At 66.9% G+C, this 23,490-nt stretch carries 27 protein-coding genes; 13 read left to right on the top strand and 14 right to left on the bottom strand.

Annotated features, from left to right (window positions below; all coding sequences use genetic code 11):
* Positions 1-18 precede the first annotated feature (18 nt).
* Positions 19-732 carry a GntR family transcriptional regulator gene (locus tag ACQPZQ_RS30020; protein WP_433286292.1) on the bottom strand — a complete coding sequence of 238 codons (714 nt, stop codon included), beginning with the start codon at positions 730-732 and terminating at the stop codon, positions 19-21.
* Positions 733-1,095: 363 nt separating this feature from the next.
* Here ACQPZQ_RS30020 and ACQPZQ_RS30015 point away from each other — a divergent pair, with 363 nt between their 5' ends.
* The 9 genes from ACQPZQ_RS30015 to ACQPZQ_RS29975 all read left to right on the top strand — a co-directional run bounded on the left by ACQPZQ_RS30015 (position 1,096) and on the right by ACQPZQ_RS29975 (position 6,813).
* Positions 1,096-1,998, top strand: a complete 903-nt coding sequence (locus ACQPZQ_RS30015) for an alpha/beta fold hydrolase (protein WP_433286290.1) — start codon at positions 1,096-1,098, stop codon at positions 1,996-1,998.
* Positions 1,995-3,278 (top strand): SRPBCC family protein, encoded by a 1,284-nt coding sequence (locus ACQPZQ_RS30010; RefSeq protein WP_433286288.1) that lies wholly within the window; start codon positions 1,995-1,997, stop codon positions 3,276-3,278. The genes ACQPZQ_RS30015 and ACQPZQ_RS30010 overlap by 4 nt, the downstream gene beginning before the upstream one ends.
* Before the next feature lies 1 nt (position 3,279).
* Positions 3,280-3,789 (top strand): aromatic-ring-hydroxylating dioxygenase subunit beta, encoded by a 510-nt coding sequence (locus ACQPZQ_RS30005; protein WP_433286286.1) that lies wholly within the window; start codon positions 3,280-3,282, stop codon positions 3,787-3,789.
* A 25-nt stretch (positions 3,790-3,814) separates the two neighbouring features.
* Positions 3,815-4,066: a hypothetical protein gene (locus tag ACQPZQ_RS30000; protein WP_433286285.1), complete on the top strand. Its 252-nt coding sequence runs from the start codon at positions 3,815-3,817 to the stop codon at positions 4,064-4,066.
* A gap of 3 nt (positions 4,067-4,069) precedes the next feature.
* Positions 4,070-4,261: a ferredoxin gene (locus ACQPZQ_RS29995; protein ID WP_433286283.1), complete on the top strand. Its 192-nt coding sequence runs from the start codon at positions 4,070-4,072 to the stop codon at positions 4,259-4,261.
* A gap of 40 nt (positions 4,262-4,301) precedes the next feature.
* Entirely contained in the window at positions 4,302-4,568 is a 267-nt protein-coding gene (locus tag ACQPZQ_RS29990; RefSeq protein ID WP_433286281.1) for a hypothetical protein, read from the top strand.
* A gap of 106 nt (positions 4,569-4,674) precedes the next feature.
* Positions 4,675-5,493, top strand: coding sequence for a VOC family protein (locus ACQPZQ_RS29985; protein WP_433286279.1), 819 nt, complete (start codon positions 4,675-4,677; stop codon positions 5,491-5,493).
* 43 nt (positions 5,494-5,536) lie between these two features.
* Positions 5,537-5,962 carry a cupin domain-containing protein gene (locus ACQPZQ_RS29980; protein ID WP_433286277.1) on the top strand — a complete coding sequence of 142 codons (426 nt, stop codon included), beginning with the start codon at positions 5,537-5,539 and terminating at the stop codon, positions 5,960-5,962.
* Positions 5,962-6,813: an SDR family NAD(P)-dependent oxidoreductase gene (locus tag ACQPZQ_RS29975; protein WP_433286275.1), complete on the top strand. Its 852-nt coding sequence runs from the start codon at positions 5,962-5,964 to the stop codon at positions 6,811-6,813. The genes ACQPZQ_RS29980 and ACQPZQ_RS29975 overlap by 1 nt, the downstream gene beginning before the upstream one ends.
* Here ACQPZQ_RS29975 and ACQPZQ_RS29970 read toward each other — a convergent pair whose 3' ends face one another.
* Positions 6,814-7,314: a polyketide cyclase gene (locus ACQPZQ_RS29970; protein ID WP_433286273.1), complete on the bottom strand. Its 501-nt coding sequence runs from the start codon at positions 7,312-7,314 to the stop codon at positions 6,814-6,816.
* A 149-nt stretch (positions 7,315-7,463) separates the two neighbouring features.
* Between ACQPZQ_RS29970 and ACQPZQ_RS29965 the strand changes: the two genes are divergently transcribed.
* Positions 7,464-8,693 (top strand): glycosyltransferase, encoded by a 1,230-nt coding sequence (locus tag ACQPZQ_RS29965; RefSeq protein ID WP_433286271.1) that lies wholly within the window; start codon positions 7,464-7,466, stop codon positions 8,691-8,693.
* Between the two features lie 25 nt (positions 8,694-8,718).
* On the opposite strand, the gene ACQPZQ_RS29960 is transcribed toward ACQPZQ_RS29965, so the two are convergent.
* The 11 genes from ACQPZQ_RS29960 to ACQPZQ_RS29910 form a co-directional block, all read right to left on the bottom strand.
* On the bottom strand, positions 8,719-9,597 hold the full coding sequence (locus ACQPZQ_RS29960; RefSeq protein ID WP_433286270.1) for a polysaccharide deacetylase family protein: 879 nt from the start codon (positions 9,595-9,597) through the stop codon (positions 8,719-8,721).
* 179 nt (positions 9,598-9,776) lie between these two features.
* The gene (locus ACQPZQ_RS29955; protein WP_433286268.1) at positions 9,777-10,508 is read right to left on the bottom strand and encodes an SDR family NAD(P)-dependent oxidoreductase; all 732 of its coding nucleotides are present in this window, start codon (positions 10,506-10,508) and stop codon (positions 9,777-9,779) included.
* Between the two features lie 13 nt (positions 10,509-10,521).
* Entirely contained in the window at positions 10,522-11,301 is a 780-nt protein-coding gene (locus ACQPZQ_RS29950) for an SDR family NAD(P)-dependent oxidoreductase (protein ID WP_433286266.1), read from the bottom strand.
* Positions 11,298-12,668 (bottom strand): MFS transporter, encoded by a 1,371-nt coding sequence (locus tag ACQPZQ_RS29945; RefSeq protein ID WP_433286264.1) that lies wholly within the window; start codon positions 12,666-12,668, stop codon positions 11,298-11,300. The genes ACQPZQ_RS29950 and ACQPZQ_RS29945 overlap by 4 nt, the downstream gene beginning before the upstream one ends.
* A 116-nt stretch (positions 12,669-12,784) precedes the next feature.
* Positions 12,785-13,918: a LacI family DNA-binding transcriptional regulator gene (locus ACQPZQ_RS29940; RefSeq protein WP_433286263.1), complete on the bottom strand. Its 1,134-nt coding sequence runs from the start codon at positions 13,916-13,918 to the stop codon at positions 12,785-12,787.
* Positions 13,919-14,042: 124 nt separating this feature from the next.
* Positions 14,043-14,816: an N-acyl homoserine lactonase family protein gene (locus ACQPZQ_RS29935; RefSeq protein ID WP_433286261.1), complete on the bottom strand. Its 774-nt coding sequence runs from the start codon at positions 14,814-14,816 to the stop codon at positions 14,043-14,045.
* 95 nt (positions 14,817-14,911) lie between these two features.
* On the bottom strand, positions 14,912-15,538 hold the full coding sequence (locus ACQPZQ_RS29930) for an SRPBCC family protein (RefSeq protein WP_433286258.1): 627 nt from the start codon (positions 15,536-15,538) through the stop codon (positions 14,912-14,914).
* Positions 15,539-15,582: 44 nt separating this feature from the next.
* Positions 15,583-16,326: an SDR family oxidoreductase gene (locus ACQPZQ_RS29925; protein WP_433286256.1), complete on the bottom strand. Its 744-nt coding sequence runs from the start codon at positions 16,324-16,326 to the stop codon at positions 15,583-15,585.
* Between the two features lie 19 nt (positions 16,327-16,345).
* The gene (locus ACQPZQ_RS29920) at positions 16,346-17,230 is read right to left on the bottom strand and encodes an alpha/beta fold hydrolase (protein ID WP_433286254.1); all 885 of its coding nucleotides are present in this window, start codon (positions 17,228-17,230) and stop codon (positions 16,346-16,348) included.
* Positions 17,231-17,254: 24 nt separating this feature from the next.
* Positions 17,255-18,331 (bottom strand): enolase C-terminal domain-like protein, encoded by a 1,077-nt coding sequence (locus tag ACQPZQ_RS29915; RefSeq protein ID WP_433286252.1) that lies wholly within the window; start codon positions 18,329-18,331, stop codon positions 17,255-17,257.
* Between the two features lie 6 nt (positions 18,332-18,337).
* A complete protein-coding gene (locus tag ACQPZQ_RS29910; protein ID WP_433286251.1) occupies positions 18,338-19,171 on the bottom strand; it encodes an SDR family NAD(P)-dependent oxidoreductase in 834 nt (277 codons plus the stop codon).
* Between the two features lie 119 nt (positions 19,172-19,290).
* Between ACQPZQ_RS29910 and ACQPZQ_RS29905 the strand changes: the two genes are divergently transcribed.
* A complete protein-coding gene (locus tag ACQPZQ_RS29905; RefSeq protein ID WP_433286249.1) occupies positions 19,291-19,875 on the top strand; it encodes a TetR/AcrR family transcriptional regulator in 585 nt (194 codons plus the stop codon).
* 726 nt (positions 19,876-20,601) lie between these two features.
* Here ACQPZQ_RS29905 and ACQPZQ_RS29900 read toward each other — a convergent pair.
* Positions 20,602-21,222 carry an NAD-dependent epimerase/dehydratase family protein gene (locus ACQPZQ_RS29900; RefSeq protein WP_433286248.1) on the bottom strand — a complete coding sequence of 207 codons (621 nt, stop codon included), beginning with the start codon at positions 21,220-21,222 and terminating at the stop codon, positions 20,602-20,604.
* Between the two features lie 300 nt (positions 21,223-21,522).
* Here ACQPZQ_RS29900 and ACQPZQ_RS29895 point away from each other — a divergent pair, with 300 nt between their 5' ends.
* Positions 21,523-22,413, top strand: coding sequence for an endonuclease/exonuclease/phosphatase family protein (locus ACQPZQ_RS29895; protein ID WP_433286246.1), 891 nt, complete (start codon positions 21,523-21,525; stop codon positions 22,411-22,413).
* A gap of 166 nt (positions 22,414-22,579) precedes the next feature.
* On the top strand, positions 22,580-23,482 hold the full coding sequence (locus ACQPZQ_RS29890; protein WP_433286244.1) for an RNA polymerase sigma-70 factor: 903 nt from the start codon (positions 22,580-22,582) through the stop codon (positions 23,480-23,482).
* Positions 23,483-23,490 lie beyond the last annotated feature (8 nt).

The following is a 23,490-nucleotide window of genomic DNA, read 5'->3' as shown; positions in this document are numbered from 1 at the left end:
GGTGCGAGCGCGGTCCGGTCACCCCAGGGCCGAGGAGGGCCTGTCCCGGTTGAGCGGTTTGATCACCGGGCCGGCGGAGGCGGCTTCCCGGATTGCCTGGCGGAACCGTTGATCCGAGGCGCGGATGTGAGCACGCATCAGCTCTGCGGCCTTATCGGGATCACCCTCGGCGATCGCGGCGAAGATCTGGTGGTGTTCGGCGACCCGCTGTGCCGTCGCCTCGTACGGAATCACGACGCCGGCCGTGGCCGCGGCCGTGACGCTGCGCAGGCCCTCCAACATCGTCCGGGTGCGATGGAGCCCGGCAAGCTCCGCGGCCGACAGATGGAACTCTTCATCGAGCGCGAATATGTGCTTACCTGCGGTGTCCTCGTCCTGGCGCCGAAGGGTGTCGGCGAGTGGGGCGAGATCATCTGGAGTGTGATTGGTCGCGAGCGTGCGCACCACCAGGACTTCGAGCTGTTCGCGCAGGGCGACGATCTCGTCGATCTCCGCGTCGGTGAACTCGCGGATCCGGTACCCGCGCCTGCGGGCCGCGATCACGACTCCATCGCGTTCCAAGGCCTTGAGTGCCTCCCGGACGGGCGTCCGGGACACGCCGAGAAGCTCCGCGAACTCCGTTTCCGAGTAGAAGCGCCTCGGGATGATCGCGCGGTCGCGCAGCGCTCGCCGTAGCGCCTGGTAGGCCTGGCGCCCGAGAGAGCTCTCGCCGTCCTGGCTGTCGTCATGCATGCGATATACCCACGTACCGATGTGGAGCTAGATGAGACACTAGATCAGCATACTAACTAACCGCACCTTGTTCGCGGGCATCGCCTGCTCGCGGCGCAGGTGATGTTGTCGTCCGACCGGAGGCGCTGCCGGTTCGCGTGTCGGGCATCGGTTGCCGTCGGCCTTCTCGATCTCCGGACGGAGCAGGAAATGTCTCCTCGCCGAGCAGGAAACGCCGGTTTCGCCGGTGCGCCGTGCGGTCAACTGGGGTTATTCGATGTTTTCTCAAGAGGGCGCTCATGTCGCCGTCCCGGGGCCTGAAATTCCGGTGATGCGACACATTCCACGCAGTTCGTACCTGGTGGTCGAACCGTTGTACGATATGTGAAACACTCTGGTGGTATACTAGACAAGGCCGATTCCCTCCACTCAAAGGAGGTCGTGATGGTGGTTGGTTCGACTGGCATACCTGGGCTCACGGTGCACGGCATTCGAGGCGCCACTCGGATCGCCGCCCGCACCGGTGGCCACGGGCCTGCAGTCCTGCTGCTCCACGGCGTGGGAACGGCGAGCGCATCGTTCTGGGCCCAGTTCGACGCTCTCAGCGCCACGTTCCAGCTGATCGCATGGGATGCCTTCGGTTACGGAAGATCGAGCGATCCTCCGATCCCGGTCCGGCTCGACGACTACGCGGACGCGGCGGCGGACTTGCTCGACGCGCATGGGCGATACGACGCGCATGTGGTCGGGGTCTCGTGGGGAGGTGTCGTCGCGACGCGGCTGGCCCTGCGTCATCCCGAGCGCGTTCGCACGCTCGCGCTGGTTGCCTCCACGTACGGCCGTGGGAACGACGAGGCATCACATGAGCAGTTCGTCGAGCGGATCGCCTCGCTTCGGCGCGATGGGGTCCGGATGTGGGCGCAGGCTCGGGTCGACCGTCAGGTCTCGCCGGAGGCGCCGCCGGAGTTGCGGCTACGGATCGTCGACACCGCCGTCGCATCGGTCCGGATCGCCGGCTTCGCGGCGGCGATGCACACCATGGCCGACACCGATCACCGCGCCCGACTCGGGGCGGTCCGCGCGCCGACGATCGTGCTGTGCGGCGATCGCGATCCCATCACCGGACCGGTCGAGAGTCGCGTGTTGGCGGAGGGCATATCCGGGGCCGACCTCGTGCTCGTGCCGGGCGGGGGCCACCTGCTGAACCAGGACAAACCGGCAGCGGTCAATGTGGCGCTCCAACGACATTGGCACGAGTTCGACGGTCACGAAGGAGGCAGGGCATGACAAGCACGCCGGAGGTGCGGCAACTGGTCTCACCCGGATCTCTCGTCCGCGATGGTGGCGCCGAGGTCGGGATCAGCGCTTTCCATGACGAAGCTGTGTACCGGGCGGAGCTGGAGAAGATCTTCGCGAGGTGTTGGCTCTTCCTCGGCCATGAAAGCCAGCTGCGCAATCCCGGGGACTACGTCTCGGCTCGGATGGGCGAGGACGACGTCGTCGTGGCGCGAAACTCCGCAGGACAGATCCGTGCCTTCCTCAACAGCTGCCGTCATCGCGGCGCGAAGATCTGCCGCGCCGATCACGGCAACTCCCAGGCCTTGCGGTGCCCCTACCACGGCTGGACCTATGATCTCGACGGCAATCTGATCGGTCTGCCCCGCTTCAAGACGGCCTATCTGGGCGAGATCGATCGTGCCTCGATCAAACTCGTCGAGGTCGCCAAGCTCGACACGGTGCACGGACTGATCTTCGCCACCTGGGATCCGCAGGCGCCGACGCTCGCAGAGTATCTGGGCGATTTCATGCCCTACCTGGATCTCCTGCTGGGTCGATCCGAAGCCGGCTTCGAAGTGATCGGAGGGGTCCACAAGTGGACCATCGAGACGAACTGGAAGATCCCGGCGGAGAACTTCTCGGGCGATGAATACCACTTGTCGACGGCCCATGCCTCGAGTGTCGAGGTGGGACTGCGCAATCGGGTGACCGAGTACGGGCACACCATCCACGTCGATGAGGGCCACGGCTTCACGCGGGAGAAGGGGGGCGCTCAGCAGGGCACGGCCGCGGTCACGGAGTACACCGAGTACGTCCGCAAGATGCAGGCGCGGATCGTGCAGAAGGACCCCGGACTGGCGGAGTTCGTTCCGGTCGGTGTCGGGACGATCTTCCCCAACGTCTCCTTCATGGACAGCATGCGGTTCATGACGCTCCGCGTGTGGCAACCAGCCGGCCCGCGCCGGGTAGACGTCAACTCCTGGTGCCTGGTGGACAGTTCGCTTCCTGCTGAGCTGAAGAACGCGGCCATGCGCCAGTACGTCCTGTCCTTCGGCCCCAGCGGGATGTTCGAGCAGGACGACGGTGAGATCTGGACGTCGATCAGCGAGGCCACGCGCGGGGTGATCGCTCAGCGTCATGCGTTCGACTACACGATGGGGCTGGGCCATGAGGTGCCGGTGAAGGACCGGACCGGGGTCGCCCTGCCGGGCGTGATGGGCGAGGCCTTCATCACCGAGGCGAACCAGCGGTCCTTCTATCGCCGCTGGCGTCAGCTGATGGAGCGGTGACATGACGACATCACCCGACGCCCACGAGCTCTGGCCGGCGGTCGAGCGCATCTACCGCCGTGAGGTCCGGCTGCTGCAGCGGGCGGACTACCTCGAGTGGCTGTCGTTCTTCGCGCCGGAGTTCCGGTATCGAGCCCCGGTGGTGAGAAGTACCGATGCGCGTGCGGACATGGTCGCACTCGACGGGGAGCTCGCTTACTACGACGAGGACCGGACGACCATGGAGCTGCGGGCGAAGAAGCTTGCGAGCTCTCGGGCCTGGACCGAGGTCCCGCCGCCTCGACTCCGCTACTTCGTGCAGCTGCTCGACATCAGCAGCGCCGACTCCGCGGTCGTGGCCATCAGCAACATTCTCGTCTTCCGCACCTGCCACGAGAGTCAGGAGAACGTGTTCTACGGGGAACGCATCGACCGATTCGTCGATGTCGACGGACAGTTGAAGATCGCCGAGCGCACGGTGGTGCTCGACAGGGTTCGCCTTGCCGCTGAGAACTTGACCGTTTTCCTGTGACGTTCTCGTGCCACGGAGAGAGCTGATGGAACTGCGAGACGAGGCCGGCACCGTGATCGTGCATCTCGGCATCGACATCTCGGCCAACGGTCAACGGCTCGAGATCACCTCGGCGTCGACGGGCGAGACCCGGTACGTCGATGCGCTCATGCTCGAAGTCCTGACCTGGCTGCCCGGCGAGCTACTGGGCGAGCCGCCGACGGACACGGCAGAGAGCCCGGGCAATGAGCGGTTCGCGAAAAACGGACACGGCACCATTCGACGTGAGGAGGAGTAAGCGATGAGAGCACACATCAACCTGGACAGGTGTCAGGGCTACGCCAACTGCGTGCTGGAAGCCGATGTCTTCGACATAGACGACGGCACGGGGCAGGCGTACGTGCGCCTGGCGGACATCCCCGCCGAGCTCGCCGACGATGTGCGCCGGTCCGCATCGAGCTGCCCGGCCCACGCGATCCGGGTGGAGGACTGAAAGCCTCTTGGTATACTAGTCTAGTATTCGTGGAGGTATCGTGGGATCGACGGATCACGAGGACGTAGAACTCTCGTCATCGGTGGTGCTGATCGGCAATGAGTTCGCGCAGGTACGGCTCGAGGTCGTGCCCGGGCCCCACGGTGACCACCTGCGGATCTCCTCGATCCGCACGGGACTCACCCGGACCTTGTCGCCGACGAGTGTCGAGAGCCTCAGCCGCCTGTCGATCGGCCCCTATCTGGACGCGCTGGAGACCCCGTTCGGTCCCGAGCCGGATCTCGCGTTCAGCGCCGACTTTCCGTAGTCGTCGCGAGAAGAGAGCGAGCATGAGCCTGCAGAAACTGATCTGGGCTGAGCTGGCCGTGACGGATCTCGATGAGGCCCTCGGGTTCGACGTCGAGGTCGTGGGGTTGACCGAGGTCGCTCGCGACAACGGCAAGGTCTATCTCAGCTGCGACATCGAGGATCCGCATGCGCAGCTCATCCTGACCGAAGGCGGCACGGGCGTGCGGTCCTTCGCTCTCGGCGTCGACTCCGAGGACGAACTGGCGCAGATCGAGTCGCGGCTCACGGCGATCGACGTGGCCACCCACCGGCGCAGTGACGCTGCGCCGGACCAGCCCGCGAGCCTGGCGTTCGGGCTGCCGGCTGGACACGAGGTGGTGCTGGCCCCTCGCCCGGACCGACCGCTCTACCGCCATCCCGGGTCCGTCGCCGACTCTCGGCGTCGAGGCATCGGCCCGGCCGACATCGACCACATCACCATCGCCTTCAGCGACGGGGCCGATGCGCGCGCCATCGCGCGCGTACTGTCGGACGGCTTGGGCTTCGCCATCTCAGACCTCCTCGTGAACGCCGACGAGGAGTGGCAAGCGGCGTGGACACGCGTCGGGAATGTGCACCACGACATCGCATTGATCCGCTGTCAGCCGGGCGCATCGTTACATCATCTGGCGTGGACGGTGGACAACATGGAGCATCAGAAGCGCGCCGCGGACATCCTGGCGAGCTCGGGTCATGCCGTGGAGACCGGTCCGGGTCGGCACGGCGTCGGAGGCAATCTCTATTCATATTTCTGGACTCCCGGAGGAAATCGTTACGAGTTGTCCGCTGAGATGCCGCGGATCCTCGGTGAACGCTGCGATCCTGTCGTCCACAAGGCGGGGGAGTTCAACGCGTTCAGCGCCTGGGGGGCGCCGCGCCCGGAATCGTTCACGCGCGGATCGTGAGAGCAAGCAGGGTCCGGACGTTCGTCCGGAGAAGGGGTCGACGATGATTGTGACCGATCACGAGAAACTGGAATGGGACGAATGGCGTCCCGGCGTTCGTTCGCGGGCCTGGGCGACGGCGGCCAACGGGGCGAGGCAGATCAGGGTTGCCGAGCAGATCCTCGAACCCGGCAACGAGGCTCCCATGCATTGGCATTATTTCGAGGAGAACATCACGGTCATCGGTGGGCGCGGTCGGTTCACTGTCGACGGGGAGACGGTCGAGCTCGGACCGGCCAACACGGTGATCGTGCCCAGCATGGCGGTGCACGGGTTCGAGAGCATCGGCGACGAGCCTCTGCACATCATCGCCGCGATGGGCTGGCCGATCAACGAGGCCTACTACGTCGACGATCCGTTCGCCGTTCACCGAGCGGGAGAGACTCTCAACTCGGGACAACGCCGGCGTCTGGTGCCCCAGGGCGGCTGATGACGTCCGGCTCCGATTCCCCACGGTCCGGTTCGCACACCGAGCCGGCCACGCCGGCCCGTCTGGGCGACCGCGTGGCCCTGGTCACCGGAGCCGGATCGGGGATCGGCGCCGGTGTGGTCCGCAGGTTCGTCGACGAAGGCGCCCGGGTGGTCGCGGTGGAGCGCGACGGAGAGCGGCTCGATCAGGTCGTCGAGCCGCTCGGCGATCGTGCGGTCGCTGTCCGGGGCGATGTGACTGATCCCGGTGACTGCCGGCGGGCGGTGGAGGTCGCCGTGGACCGCTTCGGCCGGCTCGACGTGCTGGTGCCGAACGCTGGTGTGCACGACCAGGGCGTCACGTTGACCGATCTGACGACCGAGCAGCTCGTCCGGGCCTACGAGGAGGTGTTCGCGGTCAACGTCAAGGGCGTGCTTCTGATGGTCCACGCCGCGGTCGACGCGCTGATCCGCGCTCGCGGCTCGATCGTCGTCACCGGATCGATCTCCAGTTTGGCGCCCGGGTTCGGTGGCGTCCTCTACGTGCCGTCCAAGCACGCGGTGTTGGGTCTCGCCCGGCAACTCGCCGTGGATCTCGCGGGTCGTGTACGCGTCAACACCGTGGCACTGGGCTATGTGCACACCAACCTGGTCGCGTCATCAGCTCTGGGCGGCGGGCCCGCGCTCCTGCAGCCCGACCAGGTCGCCCGCCGGATACCGACCGGGGTCGCGCCCGAGCCTGCCGACGTCAGCGGGATCTACGCGATGTTGGCCTCCGACAGCGACGGCTCGGCACTCACCGGTTCGGTGATCACGGTGGACGCAGGTCAACTGCTGTGGGGGCCGGTCAACCACCACCCCACCGGACCGTAGTCAGCCGCCGGGCGTCCCGGCCCGGGATGTCGGTGCGACGAGCTCGGCCAGGTGATGCAGCGAGTTGATGAGATGCTCGGGGCCGAACGGCGGGAACTGGAGATACTCCCGGATGGACCGCGGCACGGCTGACCAGTCGTAGGTGAGCGTGACCTCGGTCTCGGACGGACCGAGTGGGGCAAGGTCGTAACGCCAGACCCAGCCGCCGAACTCCAGGTGACCGTCGTCCTTCTCCTGCCCCGTCAGCCAGCCGATGGCGAGCGGCGGGTCGAGCACCGCGACCTTGTTGGCCACCTGGTAGCCACCGTCCGGATGGTTGGCGTGATACATGTCCATCCGGAAGATCTGCCCCACCTCGGTCAGCGGGGCCCGGTCGACAGCCTCTTGAACCGAGCCGGTGCCGTCGATCGCGGAATGGATCGTCGGGTCCGCCAGCATCGCGAACACCCTCGCGGCGGGCTCCGCCACGATCAGGGTGGCGCTCACGTTCTCCTCGGCCACGCTGTGCACGCTCCTCGTCATCTCAGCTCGGGCCTCCCGCTGGCGCGGAACGGGACGCCCCACCATGCAGACGACGCGGAGAGGTGAAACTCATCGGTCGTGTGCGCGGAACGCGCCGAGAAGCGCAGCGGTACGACAGGAGAGACGTGATGCGGGTTCTGATCGTGACAGCGGGTTCGCGAGGCGATGTCGCGCCGTTCACGGGCCTGGGTCAGCGGCTGCAGCAGGCAGGCCACCAGGTGGCGGTGGCCGCGCACGACCGGTTCGCCGATCTCGTGCGCGAGTGCGGGCTGGAGCATCGGGTTCTTCCCGGCGATCCGCTCGATCTCGTGCGCGCCCGCACGGCCGTTCCCTCGCCGGACGCCGCGCAAGCGGTCTTCGCCGCGTTCCTCGATGAGCTGGGCGAGGGCGTGACAGCCGCCGTGGCCGCCGGCACCGATGTCCTGCTGACCGCTTTCGGCCCGGCCCCGCTGAGCCGGGTCGTCGCCGACGGCTTCGGCATCCCGAGCCTCGGCGTCTATCTCGTGCCAGGGGTCCCCACCCGGGAGTTCCCGCCACCCGGTTGGCCCGTCACCGGGCAGGTCTCACCCGCTGACAACATCGCCGCGGGCCGTGAGTTGCTCGCCCGGACCGCCTCCCTCTACGCCGACGTTCTGCGGCGGTTGCGCGCCCGGCTCGATCTCCCTGCCGCCGCGGAGGCGCCCGGCCCACCGGATGACTGGCCGATCTGCCACGGCTTCAGCCCGGCAGTGGTCCCGCGGCCCGCCGACTGGCCCGCCGCAGCGCACGTGACCGGATACTGGTGGCCTGCCACATCGCCGCGATGGCAGCCCCCGGAGCAGCTGGTCGACTTCCTCGGGGCCGGTCCCGCTCCGGTGTTCGTCGGGTTCGGCAGCATGACTCCGAACCACGAACGACTGCACGACGTCGTCGCAACCGCCGTAAAGCGTGCCGGCGTGCGTGCCGTCGTCCAGTCCGGCTGGGCCGACCTCGGGCCCGTCGGTGACGACATCCTCGTTGTCGGGGACATGCCACACGACTGGTTGTTCCCCCGGATGGCTGCCGTGGTCCACCACGCCGGGGCCGGCACCACCGGGGCCGGGCTGCGCGCTGGGGTCCCAGCCGTCCCGGTGCCCGTGCTGCTCGACCAGCCCTTCTGGGCGGCCAGGCTGCACCACCTCGGCGTTGCGCCGCACCCGCTGCCACTGGACGAGCTGACCGCCGACGCCCTGACCGACGCCCTGCGGTCCTGCCTCGACGGATCGACCTACCGCGACCGCGCCACCGAACTCGCTCGCCTGGTCCGTGCCGACGATGGCCCCGCTGTCGTGCTCTCGCTCGTCGCCCAACTCGACGGCCGGCGCGGGCAGCGGATCTGAGCCTCGCGCACCGACGGGCAGAGGATCACTTCCGCGGCCTGCGCTGCTTGAAGTCCTCCGCGATGGCGTCGAAGGTCGACCAGCGGACGCCTTCGTGCGTGTTGATGTGCTTGATGAGGCGCTCGAGCATCAGCAACACCTGCGGCCGACCCGAGACGTCCGGGTGGACCGTCATCGTGAACACCGCGTAGTCCAGCTTGCGGTAGACCCAGTCGAACTGGTCTCGCCACAGATCTTCGACGTGGCGAGGGCTCACGAATCCGTGGCTGTTGGGGCTCGCCTTGACGAACATCATCGGCGGCAGGTCGTCCAGGTACCAGCTCGCGGGGATCTCGACGAGGTCGGTCTCCGTTCCCCTGACGAGCGGCTTCATCCATTCCCGGGCGTTCTTCGAGTAGTCGATCTTCGTCCACGAGTCGCCGACGCGCACGTAGTAGGGCTCGAAATCGCGGTGCATCAACGAGTGGTCGTACTTGATGCCGCGCTCGAGAAGCAGCTCGTTGGTGACGGGGGAGAACTCCCACCACGGGGCCACATAGCCGGTCGGCCGCTTTCCGGTGCGCTTCTCGATCAGCTCGATGCAGTAGTCGAGGATGTCCGACTCCTGAGCGCGGGTCATGGCGATCGGGTTCTCGTGGCTGTATCCGTGCGCACCGATCTCGTGGCCGGACGCGACCACCTGGTCGAACTGCTCAGGGAACGTCTCGATCGAGTGGCCGGGCCAGAACCAGGTGGCCGGCAGGTCGTACTCCGCGAGCAGGTCGTTCAGCCGGGGCACGGCGACCTCCCCTGCGAACATCCCCCGCGAAATATCATCCGGGGAGTCCTCGCCCCCGTAGGACCCCAGCCATCCACCGACGGCGTCGACATCGATTCCGAACGCAACGAAAATTTCCTTGGCCACAGCGCATCTTCCTCACGGATTGACTGACGGTCTCGGATCAGATGTAGGGGCACCGACGAGATCGGAATCGCCCCCGTTCTCATATGTGGGTACCACCGGGCCTTCGGGAACGCGAGTGGACGACCCGTCCACCGTTCCCGCCATTCAGCCGTCCGTGCACGCTGGGAACATCCCGGTCTTCACGGCATCACGTCGCCGCTGTTGGGTCCGAGCGTCTGGCCGACGTAGAGATCGCCGTCGGGGGAGCACGCCAGCAGCAGCGCCGTCGGGGCCACCTCCTCGGGCCTGCCGAACCGGCCCAGCGGCAGCTCAGCGGCCTTGTTCGCCTTCCACTCGGGAGACAGGCCGTCGATGAGCGGGGTCTCGATCGGGCCGGGGGCGATCGCGTTGACCAGGACGCCGCGCGGCGCGAGCTCCAGCGCGAGCGCCTTCGTGAGACCGATGACGCCGGCCTTGGCGGCGACGTAGTGCGCCAGGTTGATGCCCCCCTTGATCCCCAGCTGGGACGCGATGTTGATGATGCGGCCCTTGCCTGCCTCCGCCATGTAGGGAGCGGCCCAGCGCGCGGCCAGGAACACGCCTCTGAGGTCGACCGCGAGGGTCTTGTCGAACCGTTCGGGCGTCAGCTCCAGGAACGGCACCTCGTCGAGAATGCCGGCCGCGCAGACCAGGATGTCCAACCGGCCGTGCCGATCGACGACGGCTGCCATCGCGTCCTTGACCGAGTCGGAGTCGGTGACGTCCACGGTGTGGGTGCTCACCGCGTCCAGGGATGCGAGGTCAGTGGGGATCGGGGCGACGTCCAGCAGCGCCAGCGTCGCCCCTTCCTTCGCGAACGATCTCGCGATGGCCGCGCCGATCCCGCTCGACGCCCCGGTGACGACGGCGACCTGACCGTCCAGCTTGCTCAACTCGAGAACCTCCTCAGCTCGGCCAACGGACCATGAGGCCACCGTCGACGACGAGGCTCTGCCCGGTGACGTACGCGGCATCGTCGGATGTGAGGAACCGGATCGCGCGCGCTGCCTCGTCCACGGTGCCCACGCGGCCGGCGGGAATGATCTTTCCCGCCTCTCGCAACCCTTCCGGTCCGAGGGAGTTCACGCTGTCGAGCGACTGGGGGCTCTCGATGAGTCCGGGGATCACCGCGTTGACCCGGATGCCCCGTGGCGCGAGCTCGACGGCGAGGGAGCGGCAGAGCCCGAGGACGCCGGCCTTGGCCGCCGCATAGTGGCTGTGGTCCTCCCAGCCGTACACGCCGCCGGCGATGGACGAGGTCGCCACCATGGCGCCGGCCCGGTTCATCCTCGCCGCGCAGGACCGGAACACCCGCATCACGCCGCTCAGGTCCACGGCCAGCATGTCGTCCCATGCCGAGTCGGTCATGTCCGCGATGGACTGACGGCGCAGGATGCCCGCGGCGGCCACGGCGATGTCGAGCCTGCCGAACGTGTCCACTGCGGCCTGGGCGATCCGCTCGGTCTGTTCGAAGGACCGGACGTCGAGCTCGACCGCCTCGCAGCGTCCGTTCTCCGACTCGACGGCGGCCACCGTCTCACCGACGTTGTGGGGGTCCCCGGGGAAGAATCCGACGACCGTGTGCGCACCTGCCCGTGCGTAGGCGACCGCGAGTGCTCGGCCGATGCCGCTGGCGCCTCCCGAGATCACGGCGACCTTGCCCTCGAGCCCGTCATCCCTGTTCATGCAGCAGCCTCCACCTGTTCCCTGACACGATCGCCACGGCGGTTCGTGGTCTTCGTGCCGATCATCAGCACGCCGGAGATCAGCATGAACACCGAGCCGGCCGAGAGGGCGGCGACGGTCATGGACATTCTGTCCGCCAGCAGAATGCTGAGCAGGGCAGATCCCGCGATACCGCCGAGCGGGGCCATCACGTGCGCCACGTTCGCCCCTGTTCCACGGACGTGCGCCGGGAACGACTCTCCCATGTAGAAGAGCATCGCGGCGTACGGACCGTTGAGGAAGAAGAGCGTGAGGGCGTACAGAGTGATCGTCAGCCCGGTGCCGGTCGGGAGCACCAGCATCAGGATGCTGATCACACCGCCCACGGTCCACCCGAGCGCGATGGTGAGCTTTCGCCCGATCCGGTCGCCGATCCACCCGTGGAAGAGGTAGCCGGCGAACCCTGCGATGTTGGACAGGACGAGCACGATGAGCGCGTTCTCGAAGGAGACCTGCTTCGCGCCCACCAGCACCGTGGTGCCCAGCACGGAGAAGACCTGGATGCCCATCCAGTTGGTCAGCCAGGCGAGCGCCAGGCTGATCGTGTGACGTCGCAGGTCGGGAGCGAAGACCTGGCGCAGACCGCCTTGCGTCGCGTCCTGCAGGAGCTGTGGCACGTCGTACTCCTCGGCGAGGGCACGGGCGCCTGCCTCGTCACCGGTCTGCCGTAACCGCTTCACCTCCTTCATCGCCTGGAAGGTGGGCGACTCGGGAAGCCGGAGCGCGAGCAGGATCATCGGGACCGCCAAGACTGCGGCCACGACGAACGACCAGCGCCACCCGACGAGCGGCAGGAGCAGCGCCGTGATGCCCGCGGACAGCAGCGCGCCCACGGGCCAACCGGACTGAACGAGGCTGTAGAGGAAGCCCCGGTTCCTGACCTTCCTCAGCATCTCGTTGAGGTAGACGGAGTTGACCACCTCCTCGGACAGCGACAGCCCGGTGAAGGACCGGATGATGACGACGCTGACCGCCCCGGCGACGAGCCCGGTGAGTCCGGAGGCGAGTGCCCCGCCGGTCATCAGGACGACGAGTGCCTTCTTCCGGCCGACCTTGTCGAGAATCGGGCCGACGACCAGAGAAACGACAAAAACGCCGATCGTCGCGAATGTGTTCACGGCGGTCGCCCCGCTCGTGGACCAGCCGAATTCCTTGGCCAGCACGGGCAGGAGGGTTCCGAAGAGCGTGTAGTCGTAGACCGACATCACCCAGGCGAGGAACGTGATGACGCTGACGTAGGTGATCGTCTTCGTGGTGACCGGGCGCCTCCACGGCTGCGCCGACGCGCCCGGCGGCGGCATGCCGAAGTCCCCTGAGGTGCTTGCCATGTCGCTCCTTTGCAATCCACTGGCGGAGGGAGCCCACAAACGTTTGTGAAGCTACTCAAACGTTTGTGCAATGCTCGGTATCCCGAACAGGTGGTTCTGCGGGGGTCACCCGCAAATTAACCCGGCGGGTCCAGGCATGCTGCGAGCGTGTGACACACCCCTCGTGCGTTGCCTCGCTGTGGAACCGAGTCATCGCGGACCGTCACCGGCGCAGGGGCCGGGGCTCGTCGCCCGGTTCCCGTTGACTCGCGGATCACGAGCGTGGGGGTGAGGCGTTGCGACTCCACCGGTTCGTCCCGCAGCATCGCCAGCAGCAGGGCCAGGCCCCGCCGCCCGATCTCGTGCATGGGTGACCGCACGGTCGTCAACGGGACGGGGAGGGCCGCGGCCAGGGCCGTGTCGTTGTAGCCGACGAGCGCGACATCGTCGGGAATCGTGATCCCACGATCGCGCAGCGCCCCCATGGCGCCGATGGCGGCGAAGTCGTTCGTAGCGAAGATCGCATCAGGCAGAGGGTGCCTGGCGAGGATCCGCTCGGTGGCCTCGCGGCCACCTTGAACGTCGAACGGGCCGTGCACCACCAGGTCTGCCGGCACGTCGACGCCCGCGGCCCGAAGCGCGTCGACGGCCCCCTGCGTCCGGTCGATTCCGGTGGACGCGTACGCCTCTCCGGCCAGGATCGCTATGTTGCTGCGGCCGGTGGCCAGCAAGTGCTCAGCCACGAGCCGGCCGCCCATGAGGTCGTCGCAGGTCACGGAAATGAAGTCCCGGGCACGCCTCGACACCAGGACGAACTTCACGCCGCGCTCGGCGACGGTGTCCAGGTACGTCCCGTCGATGTGCGCATCCCCGAGGATCAACCCCTCCACCCGGCGCGAGAGCAGCGTCTCGACGACGAGTTCGTGCTTCTTCGGGTCGTCGAGCGAGTTGGTCACGAGGGTGGCGAAGCCTTCCCCTCGTGCCGCTTCGTCGATGCCCTCGTAGATCGTCGCCAGGACGTAGTCCTGCAGCCTGGGGACGACGACGCCGATGAGGTTGGAACGGCGCGTTCGAAGCCCGACGGCCTGAGGGTTCGGGCTGTACCCGTGTGCCGCCGCCGCCTCACGCACCCGGCGGATCGTGTCGGCCGACGCCCAACGTCGGGCCGACGAGTCCGAAGCGGAGTTCAGCACACGGGATACCGTCGATGGCGTCACGCCGATCTCGGTAGCGATCGTCTGGAGCGTGGCGTGGTCGCGATGGCCGGCCATGCGTTTCCCCTCGCCGCAGGTTGTCCGACGGGACGCTACAGCGCCGGCTCGACGCCTCCGGCTGTTCGGCCCGCTGCGGCAGCCCGGCGGCCCGGTGGCCGCGCACGTCACGACGGGGCCGGGATCAGTCGAACTGCCCGCCCTGAGCCTTCAGATGCTCGAACACGGAGACGTCGTGGCCGTAGACCATCGTCGCGTCGTAACGTTTCTGCAGGTGCTTCATCCATCGATGAGAACGAGACCACCCGTACAAGTCATTGCCGAACCACCCCTGCACCAGGCCGTCCCGCTCGAACAAGTCTCGCACGTGGTAATGATCAGAAGTCAGTACGAAGTGTCCGGAGTGCCGAGTCTCGATCTGCATCGTGAGCAAACCAGGACTGTGCCCGGGCATATTCCGAAGCGTAACGCCGTCGAACAGCTCGGTCTCCTCCCGATGGATGGGCTGCCAGTTCAGCTCCCAGTTGAGGTCGATCGGCAAATATGCTCCTGCCTCTTTGGTTGCAACGGCATAGTAGTGCTCCTTGATCTCTGATTCGTGGGCGTAAATCGGAACGTTGGTACCTCGAAAATGTTCCAGCCCGCCGGCGTGGTCCAGATGCAGATGGCTGATGACGACGGCCTTGATCTCGTCGACGCCGTAGCCGGCTGCTTCGAGCGCGCGGTCGAGGTGATGCTCCTCCTCGTATCGGGTCATCGGAAAGAGGTCCCAAGCATGCTCAGGCCATTCTTCTTCGGCACGCTGGCGGCACCCGGTGTCAAAGAGGATCGGCCCGACCTCGGGATGTTCGACCACTGCCGCTAATATTGCAACGGTGCGGCGATCATGGCGTGGATGCGGATTCGACGTCGCAACAGCATTGCACCCCCGAATGAAGTACCCGTCATCGACGGCCATCCGGCCGAGATCAAGCAGGGAGAACCTTATTCCAGGCATTAATCTGGCGTCCTTTCGTTCAGAATTGTTGAGGCCGACTACTTGAGTCTCGTGAATCAGTGTGAGCGATCTCTTTCGCTGACTGCGTCCACGCGGCCCTTGAAGCACTCTTGCAACGCCTCGATCCCGCTCTCATACACGGCGCCAGTGAAGGTCTGCGTGAGTCCCGCCTCGTCCTCCGCGTTCGCGTCGTATTCTGACCACCACTCGAGGAAAGTGTGGTTCGAACGCGTGACCGGGGCGAGGCGCAAGCTCGCGATGTAGCGCCGCAGCCCCGGGAACGGGCTTCCTGTCAACTCGTAGGTAAAGGTGTGGTCGCCGTCGTCGAGCGCGACGAGCCGCTCGCGCGCCTCTCTCCCGTCGGCCAGGACGAGACGGCGGACGGCGCCCACTTCGGCGCCGGACGCCCCGGTGTCGAGGGAGCTCTTCTCGACGTTGGGGTGCCAGCTGGGCATTTCGTTGAAGTCGCGGATCTTTGCCCAGACCTTCTCGACCGGGGCGGGCACGATACCGCTGACGTACAAACGGGGCACGTGATCTCCTAACGTGTCAGGCGAGACGTGGAGGACCCGGGAACGGCGTGGCGACCCGGCCACGTCGAGCGATGAACTGGCGTAGCGAACGGTGAACGCGCACGTCCCGCCGGCTGGGTTGTTGATGTTCTCGGCCAGGGTGACCAGCACGGGCCGCCGAATCTTCGATCTTGTCGTCGATGTCGACCGGCTGTTCAGACGGCTGTGTTGACCGGTGGGTGCCTGGCCATCAGGTGGCCGTCGACGAGGGCGAACTCGAGTCCCTCGACCGGGCCGGAGAGTGCCGCTTTGAACTGTCGGCTCACGTCGTCGGACAGCACCTCGGTCTGTCCGTTCTCGACCGCCAGCAGTGCCTCACGGGCCACCTCGTGAGGATCGCTCTTCACGACGTCGAGGTCGGCGGTCAGGTCCGTCGCGGTGTACCCCAGGTGGACCCCGACGACCTGGGTTCCTTGGGCAGCCAGGTCGACACGAAAGGAGTTCGTCGCCGACCAGAGCGCGGCCTTGCCCGCACCGTACCCACCCGCTCCGGCGGCCCAGGACAACACGGAGTGGACGTTGATCAACGCTCCGCCACCGTTGGCTGCGAGGGTGGGTGCGAGCGCCTGGGTGACGCGGAGTACGCCGAAGAAGTTGGTGTCGAAATGATCTTTGATCTCGTCGATTGCCGTGCTGATGAGTGGCTTGCGCAGTGTCACGCCGGCGTTGTTGATGACGATGGACACATCGCGGGCCCGGTCGGCGAGTGCGGCCACCGAGTCCGGGTCGGTGACTTCGAGAGGGAGCGGCACGATTCGTGGGTCTGCGCTGGGCCTCGGCCTGCGGGCGGTTGCGTACACCTTGGCCGCGCCCAGATCGAGCGCGGCCTCGACGAACGCTTTTCCCAGGCCACGTTGCCCACCGGTGACGAGGATGTTCGATCCATTGATGGATACCACTTACCTTCTCTCCTCTGCGTCATGAACCGTTCCAGCTCGCCAAGAACTTGAGCAACTCGGCGTTGACGAAGTCAGGGCGCTCCTCCTGGCAGAGGTGACCACATTCCGGAATCGGGATGGCCGTCACGTCCTTCGCCATGCCGTGCCACACCTCCGCAACGTCGTATGCCTTACCGACGACGTCGGACTCGGCGCCCCACATGGTGAGGACCGGACAGTCGATCAGGACGTTCTCGTCCTCGATGTCCTGTGCCGTGTCCTCTGCCATCGCCCGATAATCTGCGAACGACCCGCGCAGCGTTCCGGGCTGCTGATAGTTCTTGACGTACACGTCCACCTCGTCGGCGCTCAACATCTGCGGGTTGTAGGACCAGGTGCGGAAGAGGTGGGTCAAGAATGCTTCCTCGTTGCCACCGCCGATCAGCTTCTCGGGAAGGTCCGGTACTCCCATGAAAGGGAAGATCCAGTAACCCGCCCGGGCGCGCTCGAGATCGAACGTGCTCGAGAGCACCCGAGTCGGCACATTGTCGAGGATGACCAGCCTGTCCACCCGGCCTCGGTGATCCTTTGCGAACCGAGTGGAGACACGAGCACCCCGGTCATGCCCCACCAGTGCGATGGTCTGGTGGCCGAGGTGGTCCATGAGCGCGACCACGTCGTTCGCCATGGTCCGCTTGTCGTAACCGACCGCCGGCTTGTCCGACAATCCGTACCCTCGCAGGTCCGGCGCAACAACCGTATAGCGCTGGGCGAGCACCGGTATCTGCTTCCGCCACCCGAACCAGGTTTCCGGGAAGCCGTGGAGGAGATAAACCGGTGGGCCATCGCCTGCGGTGACGTAGTGGTGCCTCAGCCCGTTCAGTCGAACGGAATGGTGCGTGACTTCGGGATATAGACCCGCCATGACGGTGCGACTCCTTCGCTGTGATCAGGCCGCAAATTTTTCCGCGGCATCCTGGTTCCAGGTGATTCCGATCCCGGGCCCTTGGGCCGTAATGTTCCCGTCAGCAGGACGGAGCGGGCTCCGCAGAACCGGTCCTGCGATATCGAGATATTCGAGCCAGTGTCGCGTGGGCGTCACGGCCAGCGCGTGGGCACTGGCCTCGACGAGCATATGGCTGCTCACGAGAATCGAGGCGGTCTCTGCTAGCCGCGCAGCCTCCACCCAGCCGGTGAAGCCGCCGACCTTCACCAGGTCGGGCATCACCAAGTCGCTCGCACCCACGTGCAGGGCGGTCTGGAAGCCGCTCGGAAACCACCAGTTCTCTCCGGATTGCAACTTCCCGCCGGCAAGCCGGCGAACTCGGGAGTGGCTGGCAAGGTCCTCGGCGGCGACGGGCTCTTCTATCCATGCGACGTCGAGGTCGCGAAGCCGCTCGATGCGTCTCTCTGCCTCCTGCACGCCTAGTGACTGGTTGTAGTCCACCATCAGTTCCGTGTTCGCACCGACGACCTTCCTGGCCCAGCGAACAACGTCCAGATCGTCTTCAACGTCGGGATAGCCGAGTTTGATCTTCACTCCGCGGAAGCCGGCTTCGACGGAGTGGCGTAATTGCTCTGCGTCCTTTGCTGGATTGACCATGCCGAAACTGTCGTATGCCGGGACGGCGACCGGCACTCCGCCGAGAAGGCTGACGACTCCGGCGCCGAGTCTTTTACCCAGCGCATCCCACAATGCCATCTCCACTCCGGAGATCACCATTCCCAACAGGCCCTGCAGGCCGAGCAGGCGGAACCGGCTGCGGAGTCTCGTGAGGCAAGTTTCCGGCGAAGCGGACTGTCCGACCAGGTCTTGTTCGAGGGCCGCCGCAACAGCGACCATCGCCGGCAGGACGGTCGCTGTGTACGCGAACACATAGGAATGTCCTGTCACGCGACCTTCGGTGGCTATGTCGATCAACAGCAGCGGACTCGCTGGGATTTCACCGGAAGCTGTGCGCAATGGCCGTTGGAGGGGCACGACCACCGGGCGTACCCGGAAGCCTGTTATCTCGGAGAAATCCATGACGGGTCAGATGCTGCGGTGTGTGCTGACGGCGGCTCGGAGTTGGGCGAGCTTCGGTGCGAGGGCGGCATCGACGGCGAGCGGTTCCCGCGCGTTGAGCTCCTCCATCGCGCGGCGCTCGGGGAGTTGGGTGTTGATGTCGATTCGACGTTCCTCGAGGCCGGCCACGATCTCCGCGACCAGCTGGTCGACGGGGCGGAGCTTGTAGCCGAGGTCAGCGCCGGCTCGGGTCGTCGCCATCATGGGCGTGTCGGCCGGGCCGGGATAGACCGTGGCGACGTGGACGCCGCTGTCGTACAGCTCGCGGCGCACTGCTTCGTCGAACCGGATGAGGCCGGCCTTGGTGGCCGCGTAGGTGGCGTAGAAGGGCGTGCCGAGCAGGCCGGCACTCGCGGCGATGCCGACCAGCGCGGCGTGTCGGTGCTGGGCACCGGCGGCGCGCAGCTGGGGCAGCGCGGCCCGTGTCATGAGGATGGGGACGAGCAGGTTGAGCCCGATCATGGCGCGGATGTCGGCCACGTCGATGTCCTCGAGTGCCGCCGCCCGCACGTTCCCGGCGTTGTTGACCAGGATGTCGAGACCGCCGAGCGCAGCGACGGTCTCGGTGACGACGCGTTCGGGTTCTCCGTCGGTGGTGAGGTCGGTGGTGATCGTGTGCGCGGTGCCGCCGCGCTCTGCGACCAGGGCCGCGGTCTCCGCCAACGGTTCGGGGCGCCGGCCGGCCAGCGCCAGGGTGCCGTGGCGGGACGCTAATTCGAGGGCCAGGGCGCGGCCGATGCCGCTGCCGGCTCCGGTGATGAGGGTGCGGCGTCCTTGCAGGTCAAGAGGGGGAGAGCTCATCGAAGGCTCCTTGGAGATGGAGGGATCGGAAAGTGCCCGGCCCCATGCGTTACAGCCCTGTCATCTTTGACAAGCTCGCATACTTTGGCGGAGGTGTCAAAGACGGGTACGCTCTCCACGTGGCTGGGCGGCGGCAGTTCGACGAGAAGGCGACCTTGGAGCGTGCTCTGGAGGTCTTCTGGGCCAAGGGCTACGGCGCGACCTCCATGCAGGACATCGCGACGGCCTCCGGCGTGCTGCGTGGATCGCTCTACAACGCCTATCAGGACAAGGAAACCCTGTTCCTGCACGTCTTCGAGGACTACGCCAAGCAGTTCCTCGCCGAGGTGGCCCAACTGCTCGCCAACCCGAGCATCGACCGCGCCCTGCTCGACTTCTTCGACTTCAGCTTCACGTCCATGGCCACAGGCGTCCCGCCGCGCGGATGCCTGACGACCAAGACGGCCATCGACACCCGGGCGGACGGGGAGCGCATCAACGCGGTGCTTCGCGATCTGCTCGACAACCTGGAGCGGCTCATGTGCGAGCGGCTCTGCGCTGATGACGCCCGAGCCCGACTAACCATCTCTCCGGTGGAGGCGGCGCGGGTGCTGGTCACCGTGAGCCGGGGCAATGTGATCGTGGAAAGCGTCTACCAGGATCACGAGCGCCTCAGGGGTACGGCCGCCGCGCTGATCGGCGCGTTGCTCTCGCCCGCGCCCTGAGCGTGCGGTCGCTGAGCTGACCCCGTCTCTGTCGACGCTCACGCGAGTGCAGGTCCGGCATCTGTGCAAGATCGACGGCGCGTGCCGATCATCTCGACGTGGTCGGATGATGAACTGGGATACCCCTCAAACCTCAGGCACCATCCGACCACATTCCCTTCTGGAATCACGCCGTTGTGCCAGCAGATCTACGGAATGAGATATTCCGAGTCAGCGCGCGGCGATTCCACCGGCTTCGGTGAAGAAGCTATGGCGTCCTTGTAGGCCAAAGACAGGCCTCATCAAAGGCTCCTTCGGAGACGGAGGGGATCGGGCAGTATCCGGCTCATGTGTGCCACGCCGTCGGCCGGGTGAGCGGCACAATGCCCATGCTTGGCGGCGCTGTCAATATTGACAGGCTTGCATACCTTGGCGGCGGTGTCAAAGACGCGATCGACACAGGACAGCACGACGGCGCCGGCGTCTTGCGTGAGTCGCTCTACAACGCCGACCTGGACAGGAATCCCCTTTCCTGGACCGGCGCGCCATCAGCACGCTGTGGGGTGCCGAGAACCCGGTGACGCCCATGCGGCCCGTATCTACGCATGGGGAAGCCCGCCGAACCGCCTCCGCCGCAGGCTCCGGATCGCAGCGACGGAGTCTGGGGAAGCGCGGCCGGCGGGCAGGTGCTGATGGCATTCAGTGACGCTGGTGGGCGCTGTCGTGCTCGACGTGGCCGCCCGGCGTTCAGTCGGTGATGACGACGACACCGGTCGGCTCGTCCAGCGCCTTCACCGTGAGCTCCGCAGCTCGGTCGATGCTGACCCGAGGCTCCGCGGGAATCTGCTGCTCGTTGTAGGTGCCGGGTCCGTAGAACTGTCCATAGCGCAGCACGACACCGCCCTCGGCCAGAACGGCACGCTCCAGTTCTGCGACAGCCTGGGCATCGGGTCCATCGGGCAGTTGCCAGGCGACGCTTTGCGTCAGAATCTTCGGCGACGCGCTGCGCCGCGCGGCCTCGATCAGGTTCTGGGTTCCCTCGGTCCGGATGCGAGCGTTCAGCTCTGCGAGCGCACCGATCTGGGCCACGTCATCCGGCAGATCGGTCAGCTCGTTCAGCACGACGTCCGGGGTGAAGTCGCGAACCGCCTGGATGAGTGCCTCGCGATCGAAGACGTCGCAGAGGGTCGGTTCGGCACCGAGATCGCGCAGCAGGCCCACTTTGCTGGATGAGCGCGTCATGCCGCCGACTACGTGCCCGGCCTGAACCAGCAGGGGAATCAGCCGCTGCCCGATCACGCCGGACGCGCCGGCGAGAAAGATTCTCGAACCCTGATCGGTCTGACCGCGCTCGGTCGAGATCGCCATCATTTGCTCCTGGTTGTCTCGTCATCGCCCTGAATCCGGGCGGGTGGGTGCTTCTTAGCTTCTTTCTGTTCATCCAATCTGCTGCCAACGCTAGCGCCGGTACGGCACACCATCGTGGGTCATTTCCGAGCAGATCAGAGGGGCCATTTGAGCGTGCAGAAGCGCGAGGCAACGGCAGGATGACCGGTGCTCCGGTCCCGACGGCGACGAGCGTGTGCTCTCGCGGTGGCCCTGGCCCGATCCGGGACCGTAGGGTCGAACGCCCCCGCGCGACGGGGAGCCGGGGATGGGGAGACGGGCATGCGCGACAGGTCGTACCGAGGGCTGCGGGCGGCTGTTGTCGGCTGCCTGGTCGCGTGCCTGGCGGGATGTACCGGGATGACGACCGGGTCGAACTCGGTGGGGCCCCCGCCTGGTCCGCCGGACCCGGCAGGTGGCGTGCAGGCCGGGCCGGTACGGGTGCTCCAGATGAACCTGTGCAGCAGTGGCATCGCCGGCTGCTACACCGGCCGGTCGACGGCCGAGGCCGCCGCGGTGATCCGCGCAGAGGCACCCGACCTCGTCACCGTGAACGAGGTCTGCCAGGACGACGTGTCGACCCTCGAGCGGGCGCTCGCCGATGTGGTGCCCGGCGGGATGGTCGCGTCGGCGTTCCAACCGGCACGGGACGGGCGCACCGGAGATCCGTACCGCTGTCGCAACGGCCAGCGGTACGGCATCGGCCTGGTCTCGCGGTGGCCGGTTGTGCCTGGGTCCTCGGCAGGCAGTGGGATCTATCCGGCCCAGGACAGGGCGGACCCGGAGGAGCGGGCGTGGCTGTGTCTGGACGTTGCGGCTACTCCGGCCGTCACCGTCTGCACCACGCACCTGGCCTACACCAAGCGGGAGGTCACGGTTGCCCAGTGCAGGTACCTCTTCGGCACGGTCATAGCAGCGCTGCGCGCGCGGGGCGAGGCGGCGCCGCTGGTGCTGGGCGGTGACCTGAATCTCGGGTCCGGTGACAGCGCAGACCTCACGTCCTGTCTCCCGGCCGGCTCCGCGGTCGCCGACGACGGCGGGCAGCAGCATGTCGTGGCGACACCCGAGTTCGTCGTCGACAGCTCACGGACGATCGACCTGCGCGGCACCACCGATCACCCGGCCCTGCTCGTCACGCTCGCTCCGCAGCCGGCAGGCCGTCGTACGGCGTAGCTCCTTGCGGCAGGCCCTGAGGTGTGAGTCTCCGGACACCGTGCCCTGGCCGGACCGACGGGGGAGATCATGGCGTTGCGGTCCGTCCCGGCCGGTCCCAGGAGGTGTGTCATGTCAACGTTGACCGGATGGCGGCTGTGCCGTGGCTAGCGCCGGAAATGGGCCGGTGGTTCCGGACGCCGGGCTGGACGCGGTGGCGGACGACTTCGCCCAGCTGCGGCCGCGCCTGTTCGGGATCGCGTACCGGATGCTCGGCAGTGTCGCCGATGCCGAGGACATCGTGCAGGACGTCTGGGTGAAGTGGCAGGCGTATGACCGTGCCGCGGTGCGGGACGCCACCGCTTTCCTCGTCACGTTGACCACCCGGCTGGCGATCAACGCGACGCAGACGGCCCGCGCGCGGCGGGAGACCTACGTGGGTCCCTGGCTTCCCGAACCGGTCGACACCACCGCCGATCCTCAGCTGGGCGCCGAGCGGGGCGAGGCGCTGGAGACCGCGGTGCTCGTGCTGTTGGAGAAGCTCTCGCCGACCGAGCGGGCGGCGTTCGTGCTGCGCGAGGCGTTCGACTACCCGTACGCCCGCATCGCCGAGGTGCTGCAGACCAAGGTGAGCAACGCGCGCAAGCTGCTCAGCCGGGCGCGGCAGGCCGTCGCGGCGGAGCGGCAGAAGTCCGTCGACGCTACTCAGCAGCACAAACTCCTCGCGGCGTTCCTCTCCGCGGCGCAGGCAGGCGACTTCGACGAGCTGGAGTCGTTGTTCGCCGCGGAGGTTGCCAGCTACACGGACGGCGGCGGCACCGTCCGGGACGCGTCGCGCTTCCCGGTGTTCGGTCGCGTGCGCGTGGCGAAGTTCATCGCGGCGTTCGCCTCCCGGTTCTGGACGGGGATGCGGGTGGACTGGGTCGATGCCAACGGCCGCCCGTCCGTGCTGGCCAGCCGGGACGGGGTGCCGGTGGTGTGGTTCACCGTGAGCGTGTCCGCGGAGGGAATCGACCGCGTCTACTGGGTCATGAACCCCGTGAAGCTGGAGCGCATCGCCGCCGCGGTACGGGCGCGGAGCGCCGAGTAGCGGCCCTC

Origin of the sequence: Pseudonocardia sp. CA-142604, assembly GCF_050948475.1 — a bacterium.
GTDB lineage: Bacteria > Actinomycetota > Actinomycetes > Mycobacteriales > Pseudonocardiaceae > Pseudonocardia > Pseudonocardia alaniniphila.
The sequence above is the reverse complement of the archived record's forward strand: the minus strand, read 5'-3'. Positions and strand labels throughout refer to the sequence as shown.

Bases quoted from the DNA above. Each gene is read 5' to 3' on its own strand.
- ACQPZQ_RS30020 (WP_433286292.1), bottom strand. From the start codon at position 732: ATGCATGACGACAGCCAGGACGGCGAGAGCTCTCTCGGGCGCCAGGCC.
- ACQPZQ_RS30010 (WP_433286288.1), top strand. From the start codon at position 1,995: ATGACAAGCACGCCGGAGGTGCGGCAACTGGTCTCACCCGGATCTCTC.
- ACQPZQ_RS30005 (WP_433286286.1), top strand. From the start codon at position 3,280: ATGACGACATCACCCGACGCCCACGAGCTCTGGCCGGCGGTCGAGCGC.
- ACQPZQ_RS30000 (WP_433286285.1), top strand. From the start codon at position 3,815: ATGGAACTGCGAGACGAGGCCGGCACCGTGATCGTGCATCTCGGCATC.
- ACQPZQ_RS29995 (WP_433286283.1), top strand. From the start codon at position 4,070: ATGAGAGCACACATCAACCTGGACAGGTGTCAGGGCTACGCCAACTGC.
- ACQPZQ_RS29980 (WP_433286277.1), top strand. From the start codon at position 5,537: ATGATTGTGACCGATCACGAGAAACTGGAATGGGACGAATGGCGTCCC.
- ACQPZQ_RS29975 (WP_433286275.1), top strand. From the start codon at position 5,962: ATGACGTCCGGCTCCGATTCCCCACGGTCCGGTTCGCACACCGAGCCG.
- ACQPZQ_RS29965 (WP_433286271.1), top strand. From the start codon at position 7,464: ATGCGGGTTCTGATCGTGACAGCGGGTTCGCGAGGCGATGTCGCGCCG.
- ACQPZQ_RS29950 (WP_433286266.1), bottom strand. From the start codon at position 11,301: ATGAACAGGGATGACGGGCTCGAGGGCAAGGTCGCCGTGATCTCGGGA.
- ACQPZQ_RS29945 (WP_433286264.1), bottom strand. From the start codon at position 12,668: ATGGCAAGCACCTCAGGGGACTTCGGCATGCCGCCGCCGGGCGCGTCG.
- ACQPZQ_RS29940 (WP_433286263.1), bottom strand. From the start codon at position 13,918: ATGGCCGGCCATCGCGACCACGCCACGCTCCAGACGATCGCTACCGAG.
- ACQPZQ_RS29935 (WP_433286261.1), bottom strand. From the start codon at position 14,816: ATGGCCGTCGATGACGGGTACTTCATTCGGGGGTGCAATGCTGTTGCG.
- ACQPZQ_RS29920 (WP_433286254.1), bottom strand. From the start codon at position 17,230: ATGGCGGGTCTATATCCCGAAGTCACGCACCATTCCGTTCGACTGAAC.
- ACQPZQ_RS29915 (WP_433286252.1), bottom strand. From the start codon at position 18,331: ATGGATTTCTCCGAGATAACAGGCTTCCGGGTACGCCCGGTGGTCGTG.
- ACQPZQ_RS29910 (WP_433286251.1), bottom strand. From the start codon at position 19,171: ATGAGCTCTCCCCCTCTTGACCTGCAAGGACGCCGCACCCTCATCACC.
- ACQPZQ_RS29900 (WP_433286248.1), bottom strand. From the start codon at position 21,222: ATGGCGATCTCGACCGAGCGCGGTCAGACCGATCAGGGTTCGAGAATC.
- ACQPZQ_RS29895 (WP_433286246.1), top strand. From the start codon at position 21,523: ATGCGCGACAGGTCGTACCGAGGGCTGCGGGCGGCTGTTGTCGGCTGC.